The sequence below is a fragment of the Pseudomonas sp. P106(2024) genome, from assembly GCF_057480815.1.
In genome coordinates this window covers 282,493-296,867 of the sequence record NZ_JBLIYU010000006.1, presented here as the reverse complement: position 1 = coordinate 296,867, position 14,375 = coordinate 282,493, and the positions used below count along the sequence as shown (strand labels likewise).

The window sequence follows — 14,375 nt, the reverse complement described above, 5'->3', positions numbered from 1 at the left end:
CGCCAATTGCTGACCTTTGTCATACCCTTACATGATTATCAGCAATTTCCGAGGCGCCGAACCTTGCCTGATTGGCCGGGCCATGATTAGCTGGCTAATAATTAGTTCTATTCATTGAGTTGCTTATGCCCCTGACCGACAACCAACACCGCTTCGGCATGCAGCTGGCCCAGATGTCTCGGGGCTGGCGTGCCGAACTGGACCGACGCCTGGCCGGGCTCAACCTGTCGCAAGCCCGTTGGCTGGTGCTGTTGCACCTGGCCAGGTTCGACGAGGCGCCGACCCAGCGTGAGCTGGCCCAGAGCGTGGGCGTCGAAGGCCCGACCCTGGCGCGCTTGCTCGACAGCCTCGAGAGCCAGGGGCTGGTACGCCGCCAGGCGGTGATGGAAGACCGCCGGGCCAAGAAGATCCTGCTGTGCCCGCCGGCCAAGCCGCTGATCGATCAGATCGAGACCATCGCCAACGCCTTGCGCCTCGAGCTGTTCACCGGCATAGACGAGGCCGACATGGAAGTGTGCATGCGCGTGCATGCGAAGATTCTCGATAATCTCGAGAAGTCCTGAACCCTTCATCAATCGCGGGGCAAGCCCGCTCCCACGAGTCTGCTTGCGCAATTGTCTGCATGACTTGTGGGAGCGGGCTTGCCCCGCGATCGTTCTAGAAGGTGTGCCCCAGGTTCAGGTACACCGCCTTCTCATGGGCATCGTTGGCCCCATAACTCAGGTTCAACGGCCCCAGCGGCGTTTCCAGCCCCAGGAAGATGCTCGCCGCATTGATATAGCCACTGTCGAACTCATTGTCGTTGTTCCACGCCCGCCCACGCTCCAGCGAGCCACCCAGGTACAACGGGAAGTCCAGGGGCAGGTAGGCCCGTGGCGTCAGGCGGCGGTAATAGACCATGCGCAGCAGGCTCATGTTCTGCCCCGAGATCGAGTCCTGGCGAAAGCCCGACAGCTGTCGGGCGCCGCCGAACACGAAGCTTGAAGTGACCACCTCGGCGTCATCCAGCGTACGTCCATACCTGCCGCCCAGCACCAGGGTGTTCGGCCCGCTGCTGAAGGCCTTGTCCAGGTTGAACAGCCACTGCCGGTAGTTCTGGTCCGAGTCCAGTGACTTGTCGTACTTGCGCACGGTCAGGCCGATGTCCTCGCCACTGTGGGGGAAGTAGACGTTGTCGAAGGTGTCGAACGAGTACTTGAGCTCGTAGAACCCCTCGTTGAAGCTGACCTTGGGCAGGTCCTGGTCGCCGATGCGCACCTCGGCGTTGCCCCAGGCCTTGCCCACGCCCAGGCGCACCTCGCCGTAAGTGCCGATCTGCCGGCCGAGATTGAGCCCGAAGCCATAGCGTTCCAGGCGGTACTCGGCCACCGGGTCGTTGTCCAGGGTCGCCTCGACGTTCTGCGAGCCCAAGGCCAGGTAAGGGGCGACGAAGTAGCGCGAGCCCACGTCCAGGGGCTGGTAGAACTCGCTGTACAGTTCCTGCTCGTCGCCGATCTGCGCGCGGGTCAGCCATTCGCCGCCGAGCCGGTTGATGCCATTGACCCGGTAGCTGGCGCCGAGGTTGAAGGCACTGTCGCCACGCAAGTCGTCCGACAGGTTCAGGCCCAGGCGCAGGTAGTCGGTGCCGCCACGCCGGCCACGGGCGTTGATCACCAGGGTATGCTCGTCGCCCTTGTGCGCCACGCGGTATTGCACCTGGTCGAAGTAGTCCAGGCCGTAGAGGGTGCCCATGTCGGTCTGCAGGCGGCCGAGATCCAGCGGCTCGCCGACGGGCTGGCGGATGTAGTAGCGGATCACATCGTCGCTGACCTTGGAGTCGTTCTCCACGCGGATGGCGGTGATGATCGGCGTGCGCTGTTTCGGCGAGCGCGCCACCGCCAGGTTGCTGTCGCCCTCGGGCTGGCGCAGCGCCGCCAGGCGCGGGTCGAGGGCACGGGTGGCGCGGTAGCCGGCGTCGATCATGTCCCGGGCGCGGCCGAAATCGGTAACGCCGAAGGCCGACAGCGGTGGCTGTACCAGGATGTCTTCGCGGCGCAGGCTGGCCAGTTGTTCCTCGGAGTTGCGCCGGGTCATCAGGGTGATCGACTGGTTGAGCACGTCCACCACCGTGGCCAGTTGCTTGCGGTTGCGCAGCGGGGTGCCGATGTCGACGACGATGGCCAGGTCCACGCCCATTTCGCGCACCACATCCACCGGGATGTTGTCGGTCATGCCGCCATCCACCAGCAGCCGGCCGTCCAACTCCACCGGGGCGAACACCGCCGGGATCGACATGCTGGCACGGATCACCTGGGGCAGGTGGCCGCGGCGGAAGATCACCTTCTCGCCGCTGGTGATGTCGGTGGCCACGGCGCGGAAGGGGATTGGCAGCTTGTCGAAGTCGCGAATGTCGGCGGTGTGGGCCAGCTTGCTTTCCAGCAGCAGGGCCAGGTTCTGGCCCTGGATCACCCCCAGCGGCAGGCCCAGGCTGCCATCGTCGCGAAAGCTCAGCTTCTGCTTGACCAGGAAGTCGCGGTCGTCCTGCTTGCGTCGGAACGGCACATCCTTGCGCGGCGGCGCATCGGACAGCGCCTGCTGCCAGTCCAGCGTGGTGGCCAGCTTTTCCAGCTCGGCGATGCTGTAGCCCGAGGCGTACAACCCGCCGACCACCGCGCCCATGCTGGTGCCGGCGATGGCGTCGATGCGCACGCCCTGTTCCTCCAGGGCCTTGAGCACGCCGATATGGGCCAGGCCGCGGGCGGCGCCGCCCGACAGTACCAGGCCGATCTTCGGCCGTGCCGTCTCGGCGGCAAGCACAGCGAAGGAGGTGAGCATCAGCAGGAGGCAGTACAGCAGGCGGCGCATCGTGAGTCTCAAACCAGAGGATAAAGACCGCTAGTATAAGCGGCCCTTCCTACTGAGTTTCCCTACATGGCAGACAGCAAGCCACAAATCGTCATTACCTATTGCACCCAGTGCCAGTGGCTGCTGCGCGCCGCCTGGCTGGCCCAGGAACTGCTCAGCACCTTTGCCGACGACCTCGGCCGGGTGGCGCTGGAGCCTGGAACCGGCGGGGTGTTCCGCATCACCTGCGACGGCGTGCAGATCTGGGAACGCAAGGCCGACGGCGGCTTCCCCGAGGCCAAGGTGCTCAAGCAGCGGGTGCGCGACCAGATCGATCCGCAGCGCGACCTGGGCCACAACGATCGCTGATCAGGCGCTTTCGGGCTGTGGCTGGCGGGCGGGTTGCTCGGCGGCCAGGCGGCTGGACAGCACGATGGCGAAGATGATCAAGGCGCCGCCGGCGAGCATGCGCAGGGTCGGCTGTTCGGCGAACACCACCCAGGCCACGGCGATGCCGTACACCGGCTCCATGCCGAACACTACCGCGGCTGTGCGCGCCTTGATCACCGCCAAGCTGGCGACGAACAGGCTGTGGGCGACGCCGGTGCAGAAAACGCCGAGCAGGGCGATCCACAGCCAGTCCAGCGGCGTCACCGCGTCCAGGCCGGGCGCGGCGAACGGCAGCAGGCACAGGCTCACCACCAGGTTCTGCCACAGCGCTGCCTGCACGGCGGGCAGGCGCCCGGAACCGGCGCGGTTGGTCAGCGACAGCAGCGAGAACAGCAGGCCCGAGAGCAGCGCCCAGAGCAGCCCGCCGGTGGCTTCGCTGGCCAGGTCGAAGGCCGGGGTGACCAGCACCAGGCCAATGCTCACCAGCAGCACCAGCAGCGCTTCGTTGCGGCGGATGCGTTCACGGAACAGCAGGCCCTCGAGGATCACGGTGAAGGCCGGGAAGCTGGCGAAACCGAGAGTGGCGATGGCCACGCCGCCGACCTTGACCGCGATGAAGAAGCTCACCCAGTGCCCGGCCAGCAGCGCGCCGCCCAGCAGCAGGCGGCGCAGGTCCTGGCCGCGCAGCGGCTGCCAGGCCTGGCGCGCCAGGCCGGCGAACAGGGTCAGGGCCAGCACCGCGAACAGGGCGCGGCCGAAGACGATGATCGAGGGGCTGGCGCTGGCGGCCAGCTTGCCGAAGACGCCGGTCAGGCCGAAGAACAGCGCGCCGATATGCAGGGCGCCGAGGGCGGTGCGGTGGTTCATGGTGGTCCTTTGCATTCGCAGGGAGAGAAGATCCTGGCGCTCAGTGTAAGAGCCCGGTCTAGCTGTGTCTGTCGCCCACCTCGCGCCCGTTGTCGCCAGACTCGCGCCGCAACGCCAGCGGCGTGCAGCCGAACGCCCGCATCACCGCCGCGCTGAAGGCACTCTGCGAGCCATACCCCACCCGCGCCGCGACCTCACCCACCGGCAACAGCGTTTCACGCAACAGTCGCCGGGCCATCGCCAACCGCCGCTCACGGATATAGTCCATCGGCGTCATACCGCGCTCGCTGGCAAAACGCGCATGCAGTCGCGCGCTGGAAAGCCCGGCCAGCCGCGCCAGATCGGCGACCTGCAATGGATAGGCGGCGTGCTGCTCGATATGCCGGTCGAAGGCGGCATAGGGCAGGCGCCTGCTGGCCAGTACCGGGGCACCGACCTGCGGGTTGAGGCTGGCCAGCAACAGCACCGCGCCTTGGCGGGCAATCAGCGGGTCGTCCACCGGGCTTGCCGCCAGCCAGTCCACCAACTGCTGCTGGCGGCTGTCCAGGCCCAGGGGGCCGGGGCGGTCGAGCAGGCGGCGGCTGTTGTCGGCGTGCTCGCCCAGGTGCTCGCCAAGCCAGTGCCCGCCTGGCACGTCCAGCACCAGGCAGTGGCTACCCTCGGGGCTGCCGCAGGTGTGGTGGGCACCGGCAGGCACCACCATCAGGTCCTGGCGACCGACCCTGCCGCCGCGGCCATCCACCTCGAAATCCAGGCGTCCGCCCAGGCCGAACACCAGTTGCGAGTGGTCGTGGCTGTGGGCGATCAGGTCGTGGCGATAATGGCGCAGCGAAAGCAGGGGGGCGGCGGTCATGGTGAGTCCTCACGAAGCAGGTGAAGAGTGTACACCTCAAGGCGGACGCAGGATGGTCATGCACCTGCCACCAATCTGTCACCGGTGCCTGCCAGTCTCCAGCAAACAGCGCCGGAGCCTGCCCATGACCCACGCCGAACCCCTTCGCCCGTCACGCAAGCTGCGTGTCCGCACCCTGTGGATTTCCGATGTGCACCTGGGCACCCGGGATTGCAAGGCCGAACACCTCGCGCATTTTCTCAAGGGCTACCAGGCCGAGCGCATCTACCTGGTCGGCGATATCATCGACGGCTGGAAACTGCGCGGCGGCATCTACTGGCCCCAGGCTCACACCAACGTCATCCGCCGCCTGCTGACCCTGAGCAAGCGCGGTACCGAAGTGATCTACGTCACCGGTAACCATGACGAGTTCCTGCGCCGCTACTCGAAACTGATCCTGGGCAATATCCAGCTGGTGGACGAAGCCGAGCACCTCACCGTCGATGGCCGGCGGCTGTTGGTGATCCACGGCGACCAGTTCGACGTGATCACCCGCTACCACCGCTGGCTGGCGTTTCTCGGCGACCGGGCCTACGAATTCACCCTGGTGCTCAACCGCTGGCTCAACCACTGGCGCGCCCGTTATGGCTACGGTTATTGGTCGTTGTCGGCGTACCTCAAGCACAAGGTCAAGGGGGCGGTGAACTTCATCAGCGATTTTGAAGACGCCATCGCCCACGAGTGCACCCGGCGTGGCTTCCAGGGCGTGGTGTGCGGGCATATCCACCATGCCGAGATTCGTCGGGTGGGCGAGGTGGAGTACCTCAACTGCGGTGATTGGGTGGAGTCGTGCACGGCGCTGATCGAGCACTGGGACGGGCGGATCGAGCTGTACCGGTTCGCCGAGGCGCAGGCGCGGGAAGCCGCGTCGCGCCTGGCGGAGCTTGGTGAACCGGCTTGATCGCCGTCCCTGCCGGTCAGGCCGACGCTTTCAGGGCTGTCTTGTAGATCGACTGCCTGGGCCGGGCGAACAGCCGCTCCATCATCGGCTCGAAGAACGACAGCGGCAGGCTCGGGTACTCGGGGTCGAATGCCGCCGCGTCGTAGCGCGCGCAGAACTCGATGGTCCGTTGGTATTGCGGGTGATCGCTGAACTGCTCGCGCAGGTGGCGATCCATGCCTAGGTGGTGAAAGAAATAGTAGCCCTGGAAGATCCCGTGCTTCTCGACCATCCACAGGTTCTCGGCGCTGACAAAGGGCTTGAGGATCGCTGCGGCGATATCCGGGTGATTGTAGCTGCCGAGGGTGTCGCCAATGTCATGCAGCAGGGCGCAGACCACGTACTCCTCGTCGCGGCCGTCACGGTAGGCGCGGGTGGCGGTCTGCAGCGAGTGGCTCAGGCGATCGATGGGAAAACCGCCGAAGTCGCCATCGAGCAGGCGCAGGTGGGCGAGGATGCGCTGGGGCAACTGCTGGGCATAGGCGCGAAAGTCGTCGGCAATGATTGCCCAGTCCTGGGCGGTGCCGTCGCGCATGTGGCTGAAATTCGCTTGCTTGTTCATCGCCGCGGGCCACTCGTGTCGGGGGCATGCCTGGCAGTGTTGGCCAGGGCGCGGGCTTTGGCAGTGGCCGGCCGGGACGCGAACCTGGCCTTGCGGGCCGATTCAGAGGCTGAGCCGGCCCAGCAGGATGTCGCGGAACATGGCGAAGTCGCCGACCAGGCTATACCAGGGATGGGTGAAGGTGGCCGGCCGGTTCTTCTCGAAGAAGAAATGCCCGGCCCAGGCGAAGCCGTAGCCGGCCAGCGGCACGGTCAGCAGCAACAGCCACTGGCCGCTGCCGATGCTGTAGGCGAGCAGGGCGATCACCAGGCTGGTGCCGACGAAGTGCAGGCGACGGCAGGTGGCGTTGCTGTGCTCGCCCAGGTAGTAGGGATAGAACTCGGCAAAACTGCGGAACTGCGCTGTGCGGGTCATGGCGGGTTTCCGGATCTGCGGGTCGTGCTTACAGGATACACGGCGTGGAGCCTGAATCGAGTCTAGAGTCATTGGGGGCAGTGGCCAGTGACAATAGGCGCCAATTGAGTATCCTTTCGGTTCACCGCAGGAGCGGTCAGCACAAGAGCCTGTCATGAGTGAGAGAACCACGTCAGCCAGCTGGGCATCAGGGATCGTCAAGGCACTCGAGCTGGAAGGGCTCGATTGTCCGGCCATGTTCAAGCAACTAGGGCTCGACTTTTCCGCCCTCGACGACCCCGATGCGCGATTCACCCAGGATTCGATGACCCGGCTGTGGCAGTTGGCGGTCGAGTTGTCGGGCAATGAGGCCATCGGCCTGAACATGGCCCGGGTGGTGCGACCGGCCTCGTTCCATGTGGTGGGTTATGCGCTGATGTCCAGCCGCACCCTGGCCGAGGGTTTCGAGCGCCTGGTGCGCTACCAGCGGATCATCGCCGAGAGCTCGGACCTGAGCTTTCGCCTCGAGCCGGACGGCTACGCCCTGGTGCTGACCGTGCATGGCGATCACCTGCCACCGACCCGGCACAGCGCCGAGGCCTCCCTGGCCTGTGCCCTGGCCCTGTGCACCTGGCTCAGCGGGCGGCCGATCCAGCCGCGGCGGGTACTGATCCAGGGCGGCCAGCCGAAGAATGTCGAGCCGTACAAGGTGGCGTTCCATGCACCGCTGGTGTTTGGCGCGCCCCATGACGCGCTGGTGCTCGAGCGTGCCGACATGGAGGCGCCGCTGCCGACCGCCAACGAGGCGATGGCGGTGCTGCATGATCGCTTTGCCGGGGAATACCTGGCGCGCTTCTCGGAAAGCCGCGTGACCCACCGCGTGCGCCAGGTGCTGTGCCGCATCCTGCCCCAGGGCGAGCCCAAGCGCGAGACCGTGGCCCAGGCCCTGCACCTGTCGCAGCGCACCTTGCAAAGACGTCTGCAGGACGAGGGCACCAGCTTCCAGACCCTGCTCGACGACACCCGCCGCGAACTGGCCGAGCAGTACCTGGCCCAGCCCGGCACCACCTTGCTGGAGACCGCCTACCTGCTGGGTTTCGCCGATCCGAGCAACTTCTACCGGGCGTTCCGCCGCTGGTTCGACACCACCCCGAGCGAGTACCGCACGCGGTTGTCGGTCAGTGACGCCAGAACGCCGGCATGCACAACACCAGCACCGTGATGATCTCCAGGCGGCCCAGCAGCATGCCGCCGGAGAGGATCCACTTGGCCGCGTCCGGCAGGCTGGCGTAGTTGCCGGCCGGGCCGATCACCTCGCCCAACCCGGGGCCTACACCCGACACCGTGCCGGCGGCGCCGGTCAGCGCGGTCATCCAGTCCACGCCCAGCAGTGACAGCAGCAGGGCGATGATGCAGATGGTGATGGCGAAGAAGAACGAGAAGGTCAGGATCGAACGCACGATCTCTTCGTCGAGGCGATGGCCATTGTACTTCTGCTTGATCACCGCCCGCGGGTGGATCAGCTGGTTGAGGTTGGCCTTGAGCAGGATGTAGGCGACCTGGAAGCGGAAGATCTTGATGCCGCCGGCGGTGGAGCCCGAGCAACCGCCGACGAAGCCCAGGTAGAAGAACAGCATCAGCGAGAAGTTGCCCCACATGCTGTAGTCGCCCAGGGCGAAGCCGGTGGTGGTGACCACCGAGGTGACGTTCAGCGCCACGTGACGCAGGGCGTCGAGCCAGTGCAGGTCGGTGGTGGCCCAGTACCAGGTGCCGAGCACCAGCCAGGTGGCCACCAGCATGGCCAGCAGGCCCTGCACCTGCTGGTCCTTGATCAGTGCCTTGCGGTGGCCGCGCAGGGTGGCCACGTACAGGGTGAACGGCACGCTGCCGAGAATCATCACCACCACCGCGACCCAGTGCACCGCAGGGATGTCCCATTTGGCCAGGGACTGGTCGGAGGTGGAGAACCCGCCGGTGGAGATCGCCGACATGGCGTGGTTGATCGCGTCGAATGGGCTCATCCCCGCCCACCAGAACGCCAGGCTGCCGAGCACGGTGATGCCGACATACACCGCGACGATCGACTTGGCGACCATGTGCGAGCGCGGCATGACCTTTTCCGAACGGTCCGAGGACTCGGTCTGGAACAGGCGCATGCCACCGATGCGCAGCAGCGGCAGGATCGCCACCGCCATGCCGATGAAGCCGATGCCGCCCAGCCAGTGCAGCATCGAGCGCCACATCAGGATACCCGGCGACATGGTGTCCAGGCCGCTGAGCACGGTGGCGCCGGTGGCGGTGATGCCAGACATGCTTTCGAAGAAGGCGTCGGTGTAGCTGATGTGTTGCGTCAGCAGGAACGGCAGGGCGGCGAACACGCAGACCACCAGCCAGCTGCTGACGGTCAGCAGGTACATGTCGCGGGGACGCAGGTGCACGTGCTCGGGGCGGCCGGGGATGACCAGGCCGAGCCCGGCGAGGAAGGTGATCAGGCTCGACCAGAGGAACGACGGCATGTCGCCGGTGCGCTCGAAGACCACCAGGGTCGCCATGGGCACCACCATGCTCACTGCCAGGGTGATCAGGAAGATGCCGATGATGAAACCAATGATCCTTAAGGTCGGCAACGCCATGTGATCTGCTCTGACTCGCTACGGAAAGGGCGTCATTCTACCTGTGGGGGAGGTGATGTAAACGTACGATTGAGCGTGTCATGGAAGCGCTGCTGCTCCTGCGACAGGGCAATCCCGCTCCCACAAGGGCGGCGCTATGGTGCAGAATGGCCGCACTTCCAATCTGCCAGGAGGGTAGCCCGTGGAGGCTCTCGACGCATTGCTCAACCGTGTTTCCGTGCCACGCCTGACTGAACCGGCGCCCAATGCCGCCCAGCGCGAGGCCCTGTTCCAGGCCGCGCTACGTGCGCCGGACCATGGCCAGTTGCGTCCCTGGCGCTTCCTGACTATCGAGGGGCAGGGCCGCGAGAAGCTCGGCGAGCTGTTCGCCGAGGCGGTGCAGGCCAAGGGCGATGCCACTCCGGCCGCGCTGGACAAGGCCCGGGCGATGCCGCTGCGGGCGCCGTTGCTGATCGTGGTGATCGCCCGCTTGCAGGATCATTTCAAGGTGCCGAAGATCGAGCAGCGCCTGGCCGCCGGCTGCGCCGCCCACGGCATCCTCGTTTCCGCCCACGCCCAGGGTATCGGCGCCGTGTGGCGCACCGGCGACATGGCGTACGACGCCCATGTGCACGAGGGCTTGGGCCTTGAGGCGAGTGAAGAGGTGGTCGGCTACCTGTATGTCGGCACGCCGATGGGCGAGCCGCGCACGGCGCCGGTCCTGGAGACGGCGCGGTACGTCAGCGCCTGGGGCGAGTGAGCATTGGGGCCGCTCTGCGGCCCCGCGATTTGTCAGCCAGCACTGAGGTTGCAGGGAAGCGCCAGCGTCGCAATGAACCCACCCTGCGGATGATTGCCCAGCACCAGGCTTCCGCCATGGCGCTCAGCCGCCTTGCGCGCAATCGCCAGCCCCAGGCCATGCCCCGGCGCCTCCTGCCCCGGCGCCCGGAAGAACGGCTCGCCCAACTGCGCCAGGTGCTCTGCCGCCACCCCCGGCCCATGATCGCGCACGCTCAGCACGATGCGATCCTGTTCGCGGCGGGCATGCACCTCGATCGGCTGCCCGGCCGGATTGAAGCGCAGGGCATTGCGCAATAAATTGTCCACCGCCCGTTCGATCAAGGTCGGCCAGCCGTGCAAGGTCAGGCCTGCCTGCGCCTCCAGTCGCACGTCCTGTTCCGGCGCTGACAGTTGGGCGTCCTTGCGCACGCCGCCCAGCAAGGCATTGAGGTCAACGGGCTCGGCATGGGCCTGGTCGGCATCGACCCGGGCCAGCACCAGGATCTCGCTGATCAGGTCTTCCAGACGATCGCACTCGCGGGTCAGCCGCGGCCACAGGGCCTGGCGCTGCTGCGGTTCGGCGCGTTCGGCCAGGGCCAGGGCGATGCGCAGCCGCGCCAGCGGCGAGCGCAATTCGTGGGATACATCGCGCAGCAGCTGGCGCTGGCTGCCGATCAGGCTCTGCAGGCGCGCGCCCATCTTGTTGAAATCGTTGGCCAGCACGCCGAACTCGTCGCGGCGCACTGCCAGCCGCGCCAGGCTGTTCTGCTGGTAACTGGTCTGTCCAAGGTCGTGCACCGCGCCGCGCAGGCGGCTGAGCGGTCGGGTGATCGACAGGGTGACCAGCAGGCTGAACAGGGTCAGTACCACCAGGGCGATCCCCAGGGCGCTGAGCGGCCAGATCAGGCTCTCGCGGTGCCAGGCGGCCAGTTCGGGGTGGGGAATGCGGTAGATCAGCAGATAGGTCTCGCCGCTGGTGGGGCTGGTGTATTCCTCGGTCAGGCGGCGCCAGGGCAGGCGGCGCTCGTCGTTGTGCTGGCGCGCCTCGAAGGCGGCGGCGCGGCGCGGGAAGGTACCGGGCACCACGGCATCGCCGCTGTCGTCGAGCACCTGCACGTCGATCTTGTAGCGCTGCTTGCGTCGCTCCAGGAAGCGCTGTGACGACTCCAGGCCGTCCTGTTCATAGTGTTGGGCCCAGTGACTGGCCAAGTTGTTCAGGCCCGGATGGCGGCTGAGGATCCAGGTGTCCTGGTTGAGCATGTGCCCGAGCAGGATCGACAGCCCGGCGACCAGGGCGATGGCCAGCCAGAAGCTGGCCAGGATGCGCCAGAACAGTGAACGCAAGACGAGCACCTCCGAGAAAGGGCGAAAGCCCGGCCCGCGGGGGCGCGGGCCGGGCATCGGGCTGACAGCTTACTGGGCCTTGCCGGCTTTTTCAGCCTTCCAGGCCTGGAACTCCTTCCATTCGGCCTTGCGCGCTGCGCGTTCCTTCTGCAATTCGTCGAACTTCTTCTGCTGCTCGGGCTTGAGCAGGGCGCGGATCTGGCCGTCGGTCTTGTCGTGGCTGGCCTTGAGTTCGTCCTTCATCGCTTTCTGCTCGGCGGCCGGCAGCTTGGCCATGTAGCGCTCGGTGATGTCGCGGCGCTGCTGCATCTGCTCGCCCATCAGCTTGCCGATCTGCTGGCGCTGGTCGCGGCTCAGGTCCAGCTGGGCGAAAGGCGCGTCACCGCGATGATGGGGGCCGTCGTGGCGCGGGCCGCCGTCAGGCATGGCCATGGCCACGGTCGGCAGGGCGGCGGCGAACATCAGGGCGATCAGGGTCTTGCGCATGGTGTCTCTCCTTTCAGGGGCCGGCGGTTACCGGATGAGCCCAGTCTAGGGAGATCAAGGTCAAGGGCGGTCAGGCGAGGGTAAAGGCTGGGTAAAGATGAGCGGGGGCGCGAAGCGGCCCCCCAACGCCTACAAGCTGTAGTAGTAGCCGCGGCTGCGCAGGGCAACGATGCGCGGGCGGCCATCCGGGTGCGGGCCGATCTTCTTGCGCAGGTTGCTGACGTGCATGTCCAGGCTGCGGTCATAAAGCGTGAGCTTGCGACCCAGGCCGATCTGCGCCAGTTCCTGCTTGTCCAGCGGCTCGCCGGGCTGGCGCAGCAGCGCCTCGAGGATGCGGCTCTCGGACAGCGTAAGGGTCATCTCGCGCTCGTCGATGCTGACCACGCCACGCACCGGGCTGAAGGTCAGGTCGCCGATCTCGACCTGGCTGCTGGGCGCGCTGGGGTGGCTGCGGCGCAGCACGGCGCGCAGGCGGGCGGTGAGCTCGCGGGGGTCGCAGGGCTTGGCCAGGTAGTCGTCGGCGCCCAGCTCCAGGCCGAGGATGCGGTCCAGCGGCTCGCCCCGGGCCGAGAGCATCAGCACCGGCAGGTCGGTGTGCTCGCTGCGCAACTGTTTGAGCAGTTCCAGGCCGCTGCCATCGGGCAGCATGACATCCAGCACCACCGCCGCCGGGGCGTGGGTGGCCAAGGCCTGGCGCGCACTCTGGCCATCGTGGCAGGCGCGCACCGCAAACCCTTCCTGGGTCAGCCAGCTGCCGAGCAGCTCGCACAGTTCCTGGTCATCATCAATCAGTAACAGCTCGCTCATGTCTCACTCAATTCAACCATTGCCGGCGTCTTCTGTGTCCGCCGCTGGCTAAGATACCGCAGACTGCCGACAACAGTGCAACGACCGAACCGATCAGGAACCACTGCTGCTGGTCGGTGAGCAGGCGCTGGGGCGCGCTGCTGGCGGCCTGCAGCTCCTTGACCGCCAGCTTCAGACGCTGGTTGTCCTGGCGCAGGCGCGAGAGTTGGGCGCTTTCGCGCGCGTTGTCCTGGTTCTGCAGTTGCAGGGTCAGCGCGTCGCGCTGTTTCTCGCTTTCTTCCAGGCGCTGCTGCAGCTCGGTGATCCGCGCCCCGGCTTCCAGCGACAGCGGCTGTTCGGCCGCGGCGAAAGGGGACGACAGCAACAGGCAAAGCAGCAGGGACATCGGACCTTGACGCATTGGAACTCCTGATTCGTATCGATTCAGGAGGTTGTCGGCCGGTTGTCGGAATTTATGAATAGCGCAGCGCGGGGTGTAGCAAGAAGCAGGCTTTGTCGGCGCGGCCTTGGCCTGCTACCACAAGGCCTGTGCTCAACAGCCCGTTTATGGCAGGACTTGCTTGAATGGCTTGACCACGACCTTGTCGTAGACGCCCGCGGCGATGTACGGGTCGGCGTCGGCCCAGGCCTGGGCCGACGCCAGCGAATCGAACTCGGCGACGATCAGGCTGCCGCTGAAACCGGCGGCTCCCGGGTCGTTGCTGTCGATGGCAGGGTGCGGGCCGGCAAGCACCACACGGCCCTCGGCCTTGAGCTGTTGCAGGCGCTCGATATGGGCGGGGCGTGCGGCCAGGCGTTTTTCCAGGGAGTTTTCGACGTCGCTGGCGATGATGGCGTAGAGCATGTCAGTCCTTGGGTTTGGAGGTGGAAGGGTCGGTATCGTGCAGGTGACGCGACAGGTAGACACCCTGGGCCACCAGGAACAGCACGGTCATGCCCAGGCTGCCGAACACCTTGAAGTCGACCCAGATGTCCTGGAAGGTGAAGGCGACGAACAGGTTGGCGGCGCCGCACACCAGGAAGAAGCCGATCCACGCCAGGTTCAGGCGGGTCCAGACTGTTTCAGGGAGTGTCAGGGCGTGGCCCATGATGCGCTTGATCAGCACCCGGTCACCGATGAAGTGGCTGCCGGCGAAGGCCAGGGCGAACAGCCAGTTGACCACCGGCGCCTTCCATTTGAGGAAGGTCTCGCTGTGGAAGGCCAGGGTCAGGCCGCCGAACACCAGGCAGGCGACCAGGGTCAGCAACTGGCCCTTTTCCAGCTTGCCGTGGCGCAGGAACAGCGCGCCGTAGACCACCACGGAGCTGGCGATCAGCATGGCGGTGGCGCTGTAGATCCCGCCAAACTCGAAGCCGTGGCCGGCGAATTCGACCGGGCGCGGGTCCAGTTTGTAGACAATGAAGAACAGCAGCAGCGGGATGAAATCGATGAATTGTTTCACAGTGGCAGCCAGAAGCGGGATGTGACGGCATAATAAC

General features: G+C 66.2%; 17 protein-coding genes. 5 read left to right on the top strand and 12 right to left on the bottom strand.

The genetic code is table 11. The features are described from left to right. Positions 1 to 125 precede the first annotated feature (125 nt). Positions 126 to 563, top strand: coding sequence for a MarR family transcriptional regulator (locus tag AC25M7_RS13165; RefSeq protein ID WP_028691103.1), 438 nt, complete (start codon positions 126 to 128; stop codon positions 561 to 563). 94 nt (positions 564 to 657) lie between these two features. Here AC25M7_RS13165 and AC25M7_RS13160 read toward each other — a convergent pair whose 3' ends face one another. Continuing rightward, positions 658 to 2,844, bottom strand: coding sequence for a patatin-like phospholipase family protein (locus AC25M7_RS13160; RefSeq protein WP_182324955.1), 2,187 nt, complete (start codon positions 2,842 to 2,844; stop codon positions 658 to 660). Between the two features lie 66 nt (positions 2,845 to 2,910). Between AC25M7_RS13160 and AC25M7_RS13155 the strand changes: the two genes are divergently transcribed. Beyond that, positions 2,911 to 3,192 (top strand): Rdx family protein, encoded by a 282-nt coding sequence (locus tag AC25M7_RS13155; RefSeq protein WP_028691101.1) that lies wholly within the window; start codon positions 2,911 to 2,913, stop codon positions 3,190 to 3,192. On the opposite strand, the gene AC25M7_RS13150 is transcribed toward AC25M7_RS13155, so the two are convergent. Both AC25M7_RS13150 and AC25M7_RS13145 read right to left on the bottom strand, forming a co-directional pair. After that, positions 3,193 to 4,080, bottom strand: a complete 888-nt coding sequence (locus tag AC25M7_RS13150) for a DMT family transporter (protein ID WP_028691100.1) — start codon at positions 4,078 to 4,080, stop codon at positions 3,193 to 3,195. A 58-nt stretch (positions 4,081 to 4,138) separates the two neighbouring features. After that, complete coding sequence (locus AC25M7_RS13145; RefSeq protein ID WP_028691099.1) at positions 4,139 to 4,933, bottom strand: helix-turn-helix transcriptional regulator; 795 nt, start codon at positions 4,931 to 4,933, stop codon at positions 4,139 to 4,141. Positions 4,934 to 5,057: 124 nt separating this feature from the next. On the opposite strand from AC25M7_RS13145, the gene AC25M7_RS13140 reads away from it, so the two are divergent. Then, the gene (locus AC25M7_RS13140) at positions 5,058 to 5,873 is read left to right on the top strand and encodes a UDP-2,3-diacylglucosamine diphosphatase (RefSeq protein ID WP_486971127.1); all 816 of its coding nucleotides are present in this window, start codon (positions 5,058 to 5,060) and stop codon (positions 5,871 to 5,873) included. 16 nt (positions 5,874 to 5,889) lie between these two features. On the opposite strand, the gene AC25M7_RS13135 is transcribed toward AC25M7_RS13140, so the two are convergent. Together AC25M7_RS13135 and AC25M7_RS13130 are read right to left on the bottom strand one after the other, a co-directional pair. Continuing rightward, on the bottom strand, positions 5,890 to 6,474 hold the full coding sequence (locus tag AC25M7_RS13135) for an HD domain-containing protein (RefSeq protein ID WP_028691097.1): 585 nt from the start codon (positions 6,472 to 6,474) through the stop codon (positions 5,890 to 5,892). Between the two features lie 102 nt (positions 6,475 to 6,576). Next, positions 6,577 to 6,888, bottom strand: coding sequence for an Mpo1-like protein (locus tag AC25M7_RS13130; protein ID WP_028691096.1), 312 nt, complete (start codon positions 6,886 to 6,888; stop codon positions 6,577 to 6,579). A 154-nt stretch (positions 6,889 to 7,042) separates the two neighbouring features. On the opposite strand from AC25M7_RS13130, the gene AC25M7_RS13125 reads away from it, so the two are divergent. Beyond that, complete coding sequence (locus tag AC25M7_RS13125) at positions 7,043 to 8,089, top strand: AraC family transcriptional regulator (RefSeq protein WP_028691095.1); 1,047 nt, start codon at positions 7,043 to 7,045, stop codon at positions 8,087 to 8,089. Here the strand turns inward: AC25M7_RS13125 and AC25M7_RS13120 are convergent. Further along, positions 8,046 to 9,500 (bottom strand): TrkH family potassium uptake protein, encoded by a 1,455-nt coding sequence (locus AC25M7_RS13120; RefSeq protein ID WP_028691094.1) that lies wholly within the window; start codon positions 9,498 to 9,500, stop codon positions 8,046 to 8,048. The two genes, AC25M7_RS13125 and AC25M7_RS13120, sit on opposite strands and share 44 nt — an antisense overlap. 181 nt (positions 9,501 to 9,681) lie before the next feature. Between AC25M7_RS13120 and AC25M7_RS13115 the strand changes: the two genes are divergently transcribed. After that, positions 9,682 to 10,239 carry a nitroreductase family protein gene (locus tag AC25M7_RS13115; RefSeq protein ID WP_028691093.1) on the top strand — a complete coding sequence of 186 codons (558 nt, stop codon included), beginning with the start codon at positions 9,682 to 9,684 and terminating at the stop codon, positions 10,237 to 10,239. A gap of 32 nt (positions 10,240 to 10,271) precedes the next feature. Here AC25M7_RS13115 and AC25M7_RS13110 read toward each other — a convergent pair whose 3' ends face one another. From AC25M7_RS13110 to AC25M7_RS13085, 6 genes are all read right to left on the bottom strand, one after another. Next, positions 10,272 to 11,660: a sensor histidine kinase gene (locus tag AC25M7_RS13110; protein ID WP_186596954.1), complete on the bottom strand. Its 1,389-nt coding sequence runs from the start codon at positions 11,658 to 11,660 to the stop codon at positions 10,272 to 10,274. A 12-nt stretch (positions 11,661 to 11,672) separates the two neighbouring features. Continuing rightward, a complete protein-coding gene (locus AC25M7_RS13105; protein ID WP_028691091.1) occupies positions 11,673 to 12,089 on the bottom strand; it encodes a Spy/CpxP family protein refolding chaperone in 417 nt (138 codons plus the stop codon). A 129-nt stretch (positions 12,090 to 12,218) separates the two neighbouring features. Further along, the gene (locus AC25M7_RS13100) at positions 12,219 to 12,896 is read right to left on the bottom strand and encodes a response regulator transcription factor (protein WP_028691090.1); all 678 of its coding nucleotides are present in this window, start codon (positions 12,894 to 12,896) and stop codon (positions 12,219 to 12,221) included. 7 nt (positions 12,897 to 12,903) lie between these two features. Beyond that, the gene (locus AC25M7_RS13095) at positions 12,904 to 13,281 is read right to left on the bottom strand and encodes an SH3 domain-containing protein (protein WP_371349942.1); all 378 of its coding nucleotides are present in this window, start codon (positions 13,279 to 13,281) and stop codon (positions 12,904 to 12,906) included. A 159-nt stretch (positions 13,282 to 13,440) separates the two neighbouring features. Next, positions 13,441 to 13,740, bottom strand: a complete 300-nt coding sequence (locus AC25M7_RS13090) for a YciI family protein (protein WP_028691088.1) — start codon at positions 13,738 to 13,740, stop codon at positions 13,441 to 13,443. A 1-nt stretch (position 13,741) separates the two neighbouring features. Further along, positions 13,742 to 14,338, bottom strand: a complete 597-nt coding sequence (locus tag AC25M7_RS13085; protein ID WP_028691087.1) for a septation protein A — start codon at positions 14,336 to 14,338, stop codon at positions 13,742 to 13,744. Positions 14,339 to 14,375: the final 37 nt, after the last annotated feature.

Coding starts and splice junctions, on each gene's coding strand:
- AC25M7_RS13165 (WP_028691103.1), top strand. CDS start 126: ATGCCCCTGACCGACAACCAACACCGCTTCGGCATGCAGCTGGCCCAG.
- AC25M7_RS13160 (WP_182324955.1), bottom strand. CDS start 2,844: ATGCGCCGCCTGCTGTACTGCCTCCTGCTGATGCTCACCTCCTTCGCT.
- AC25M7_RS13155 (WP_028691101.1), top strand. CDS start 2,911: ATGGCAGACAGCAAGCCACAAATCGTCATTACCTATTGCACCCAGTGC.
- AC25M7_RS13150 (WP_028691100.1), bottom strand. CDS start 4,080: ATGAACCACCGCACCGCCCTCGGCGCCCTGCATATCGGCGCGCTGTTC.
- AC25M7_RS13145 (WP_028691099.1), bottom strand. CDS start 4,933: ATGACCGCCGCCCCCCTGCTTTCGCTGCGCCATTATCGCCACGACCTG.
- AC25M7_RS13140 (WP_486971127.1), top strand. CDS start 5,058: ATGACCCACGCCGAACCCCTTCGCCCGTCACGCAAGCTGCGTGTCCGC.
- AC25M7_RS13135 (WP_028691097.1), bottom strand. CDS start 6,474: ATGAACAAGCAAGCGAATTTCAGCCACATGCGCGACGGCACCGCCCAG.
- AC25M7_RS13130 (WP_028691096.1), bottom strand. CDS start 6,888: ATGACCCGCACAGCGCAGTTCCGCAGTTTTGCCGAGTTCTATCCCTAC.
- AC25M7_RS13125 (WP_028691095.1), top strand. CDS start 7,043: ATGAGTGAGAGAACCACGTCAGCCAGCTGGGCATCAGGGATCGTCAAG.
- AC25M7_RS13120 (WP_028691094.1), bottom strand. CDS start 9,500: ATGGCGTTGCCGACCTTAAGGATCATTGGTTTCATCATCGGCATCTTC.
- AC25M7_RS13110 (WP_186596954.1), bottom strand. CDS start 11,660: ATGCCCGGCCCGCGCCCCCGCGGGCCGGGCTTTCGCCCTTTCTCGGAG.
- AC25M7_RS13105 (WP_028691091.1), bottom strand. CDS start 12,089: ATGCGCAAGACCCTGATCGCCCTGATGTTCGCCGCCGCCCTGCCGACC.
- AC25M7_RS13100 (WP_028691090.1), bottom strand. CDS start 12,896: ATGAGCGAGCTGTTACTGATTGATGATGACCAGGAACTGTGCGAGCTG.
- AC25M7_RS13095 (WP_371349942.1), bottom strand. CDS start 13,281: ATGTCCCTGCTGCTTTGCCTGTTGCTGTCGTCCCCTTTCGCCGCGGCC.
- AC25M7_RS13090 (WP_028691088.1), bottom strand. CDS start 13,740: ATGCTCTACGCCATCATCGCCAGCGACGTCGAAAACTCCCTGGAAAAA.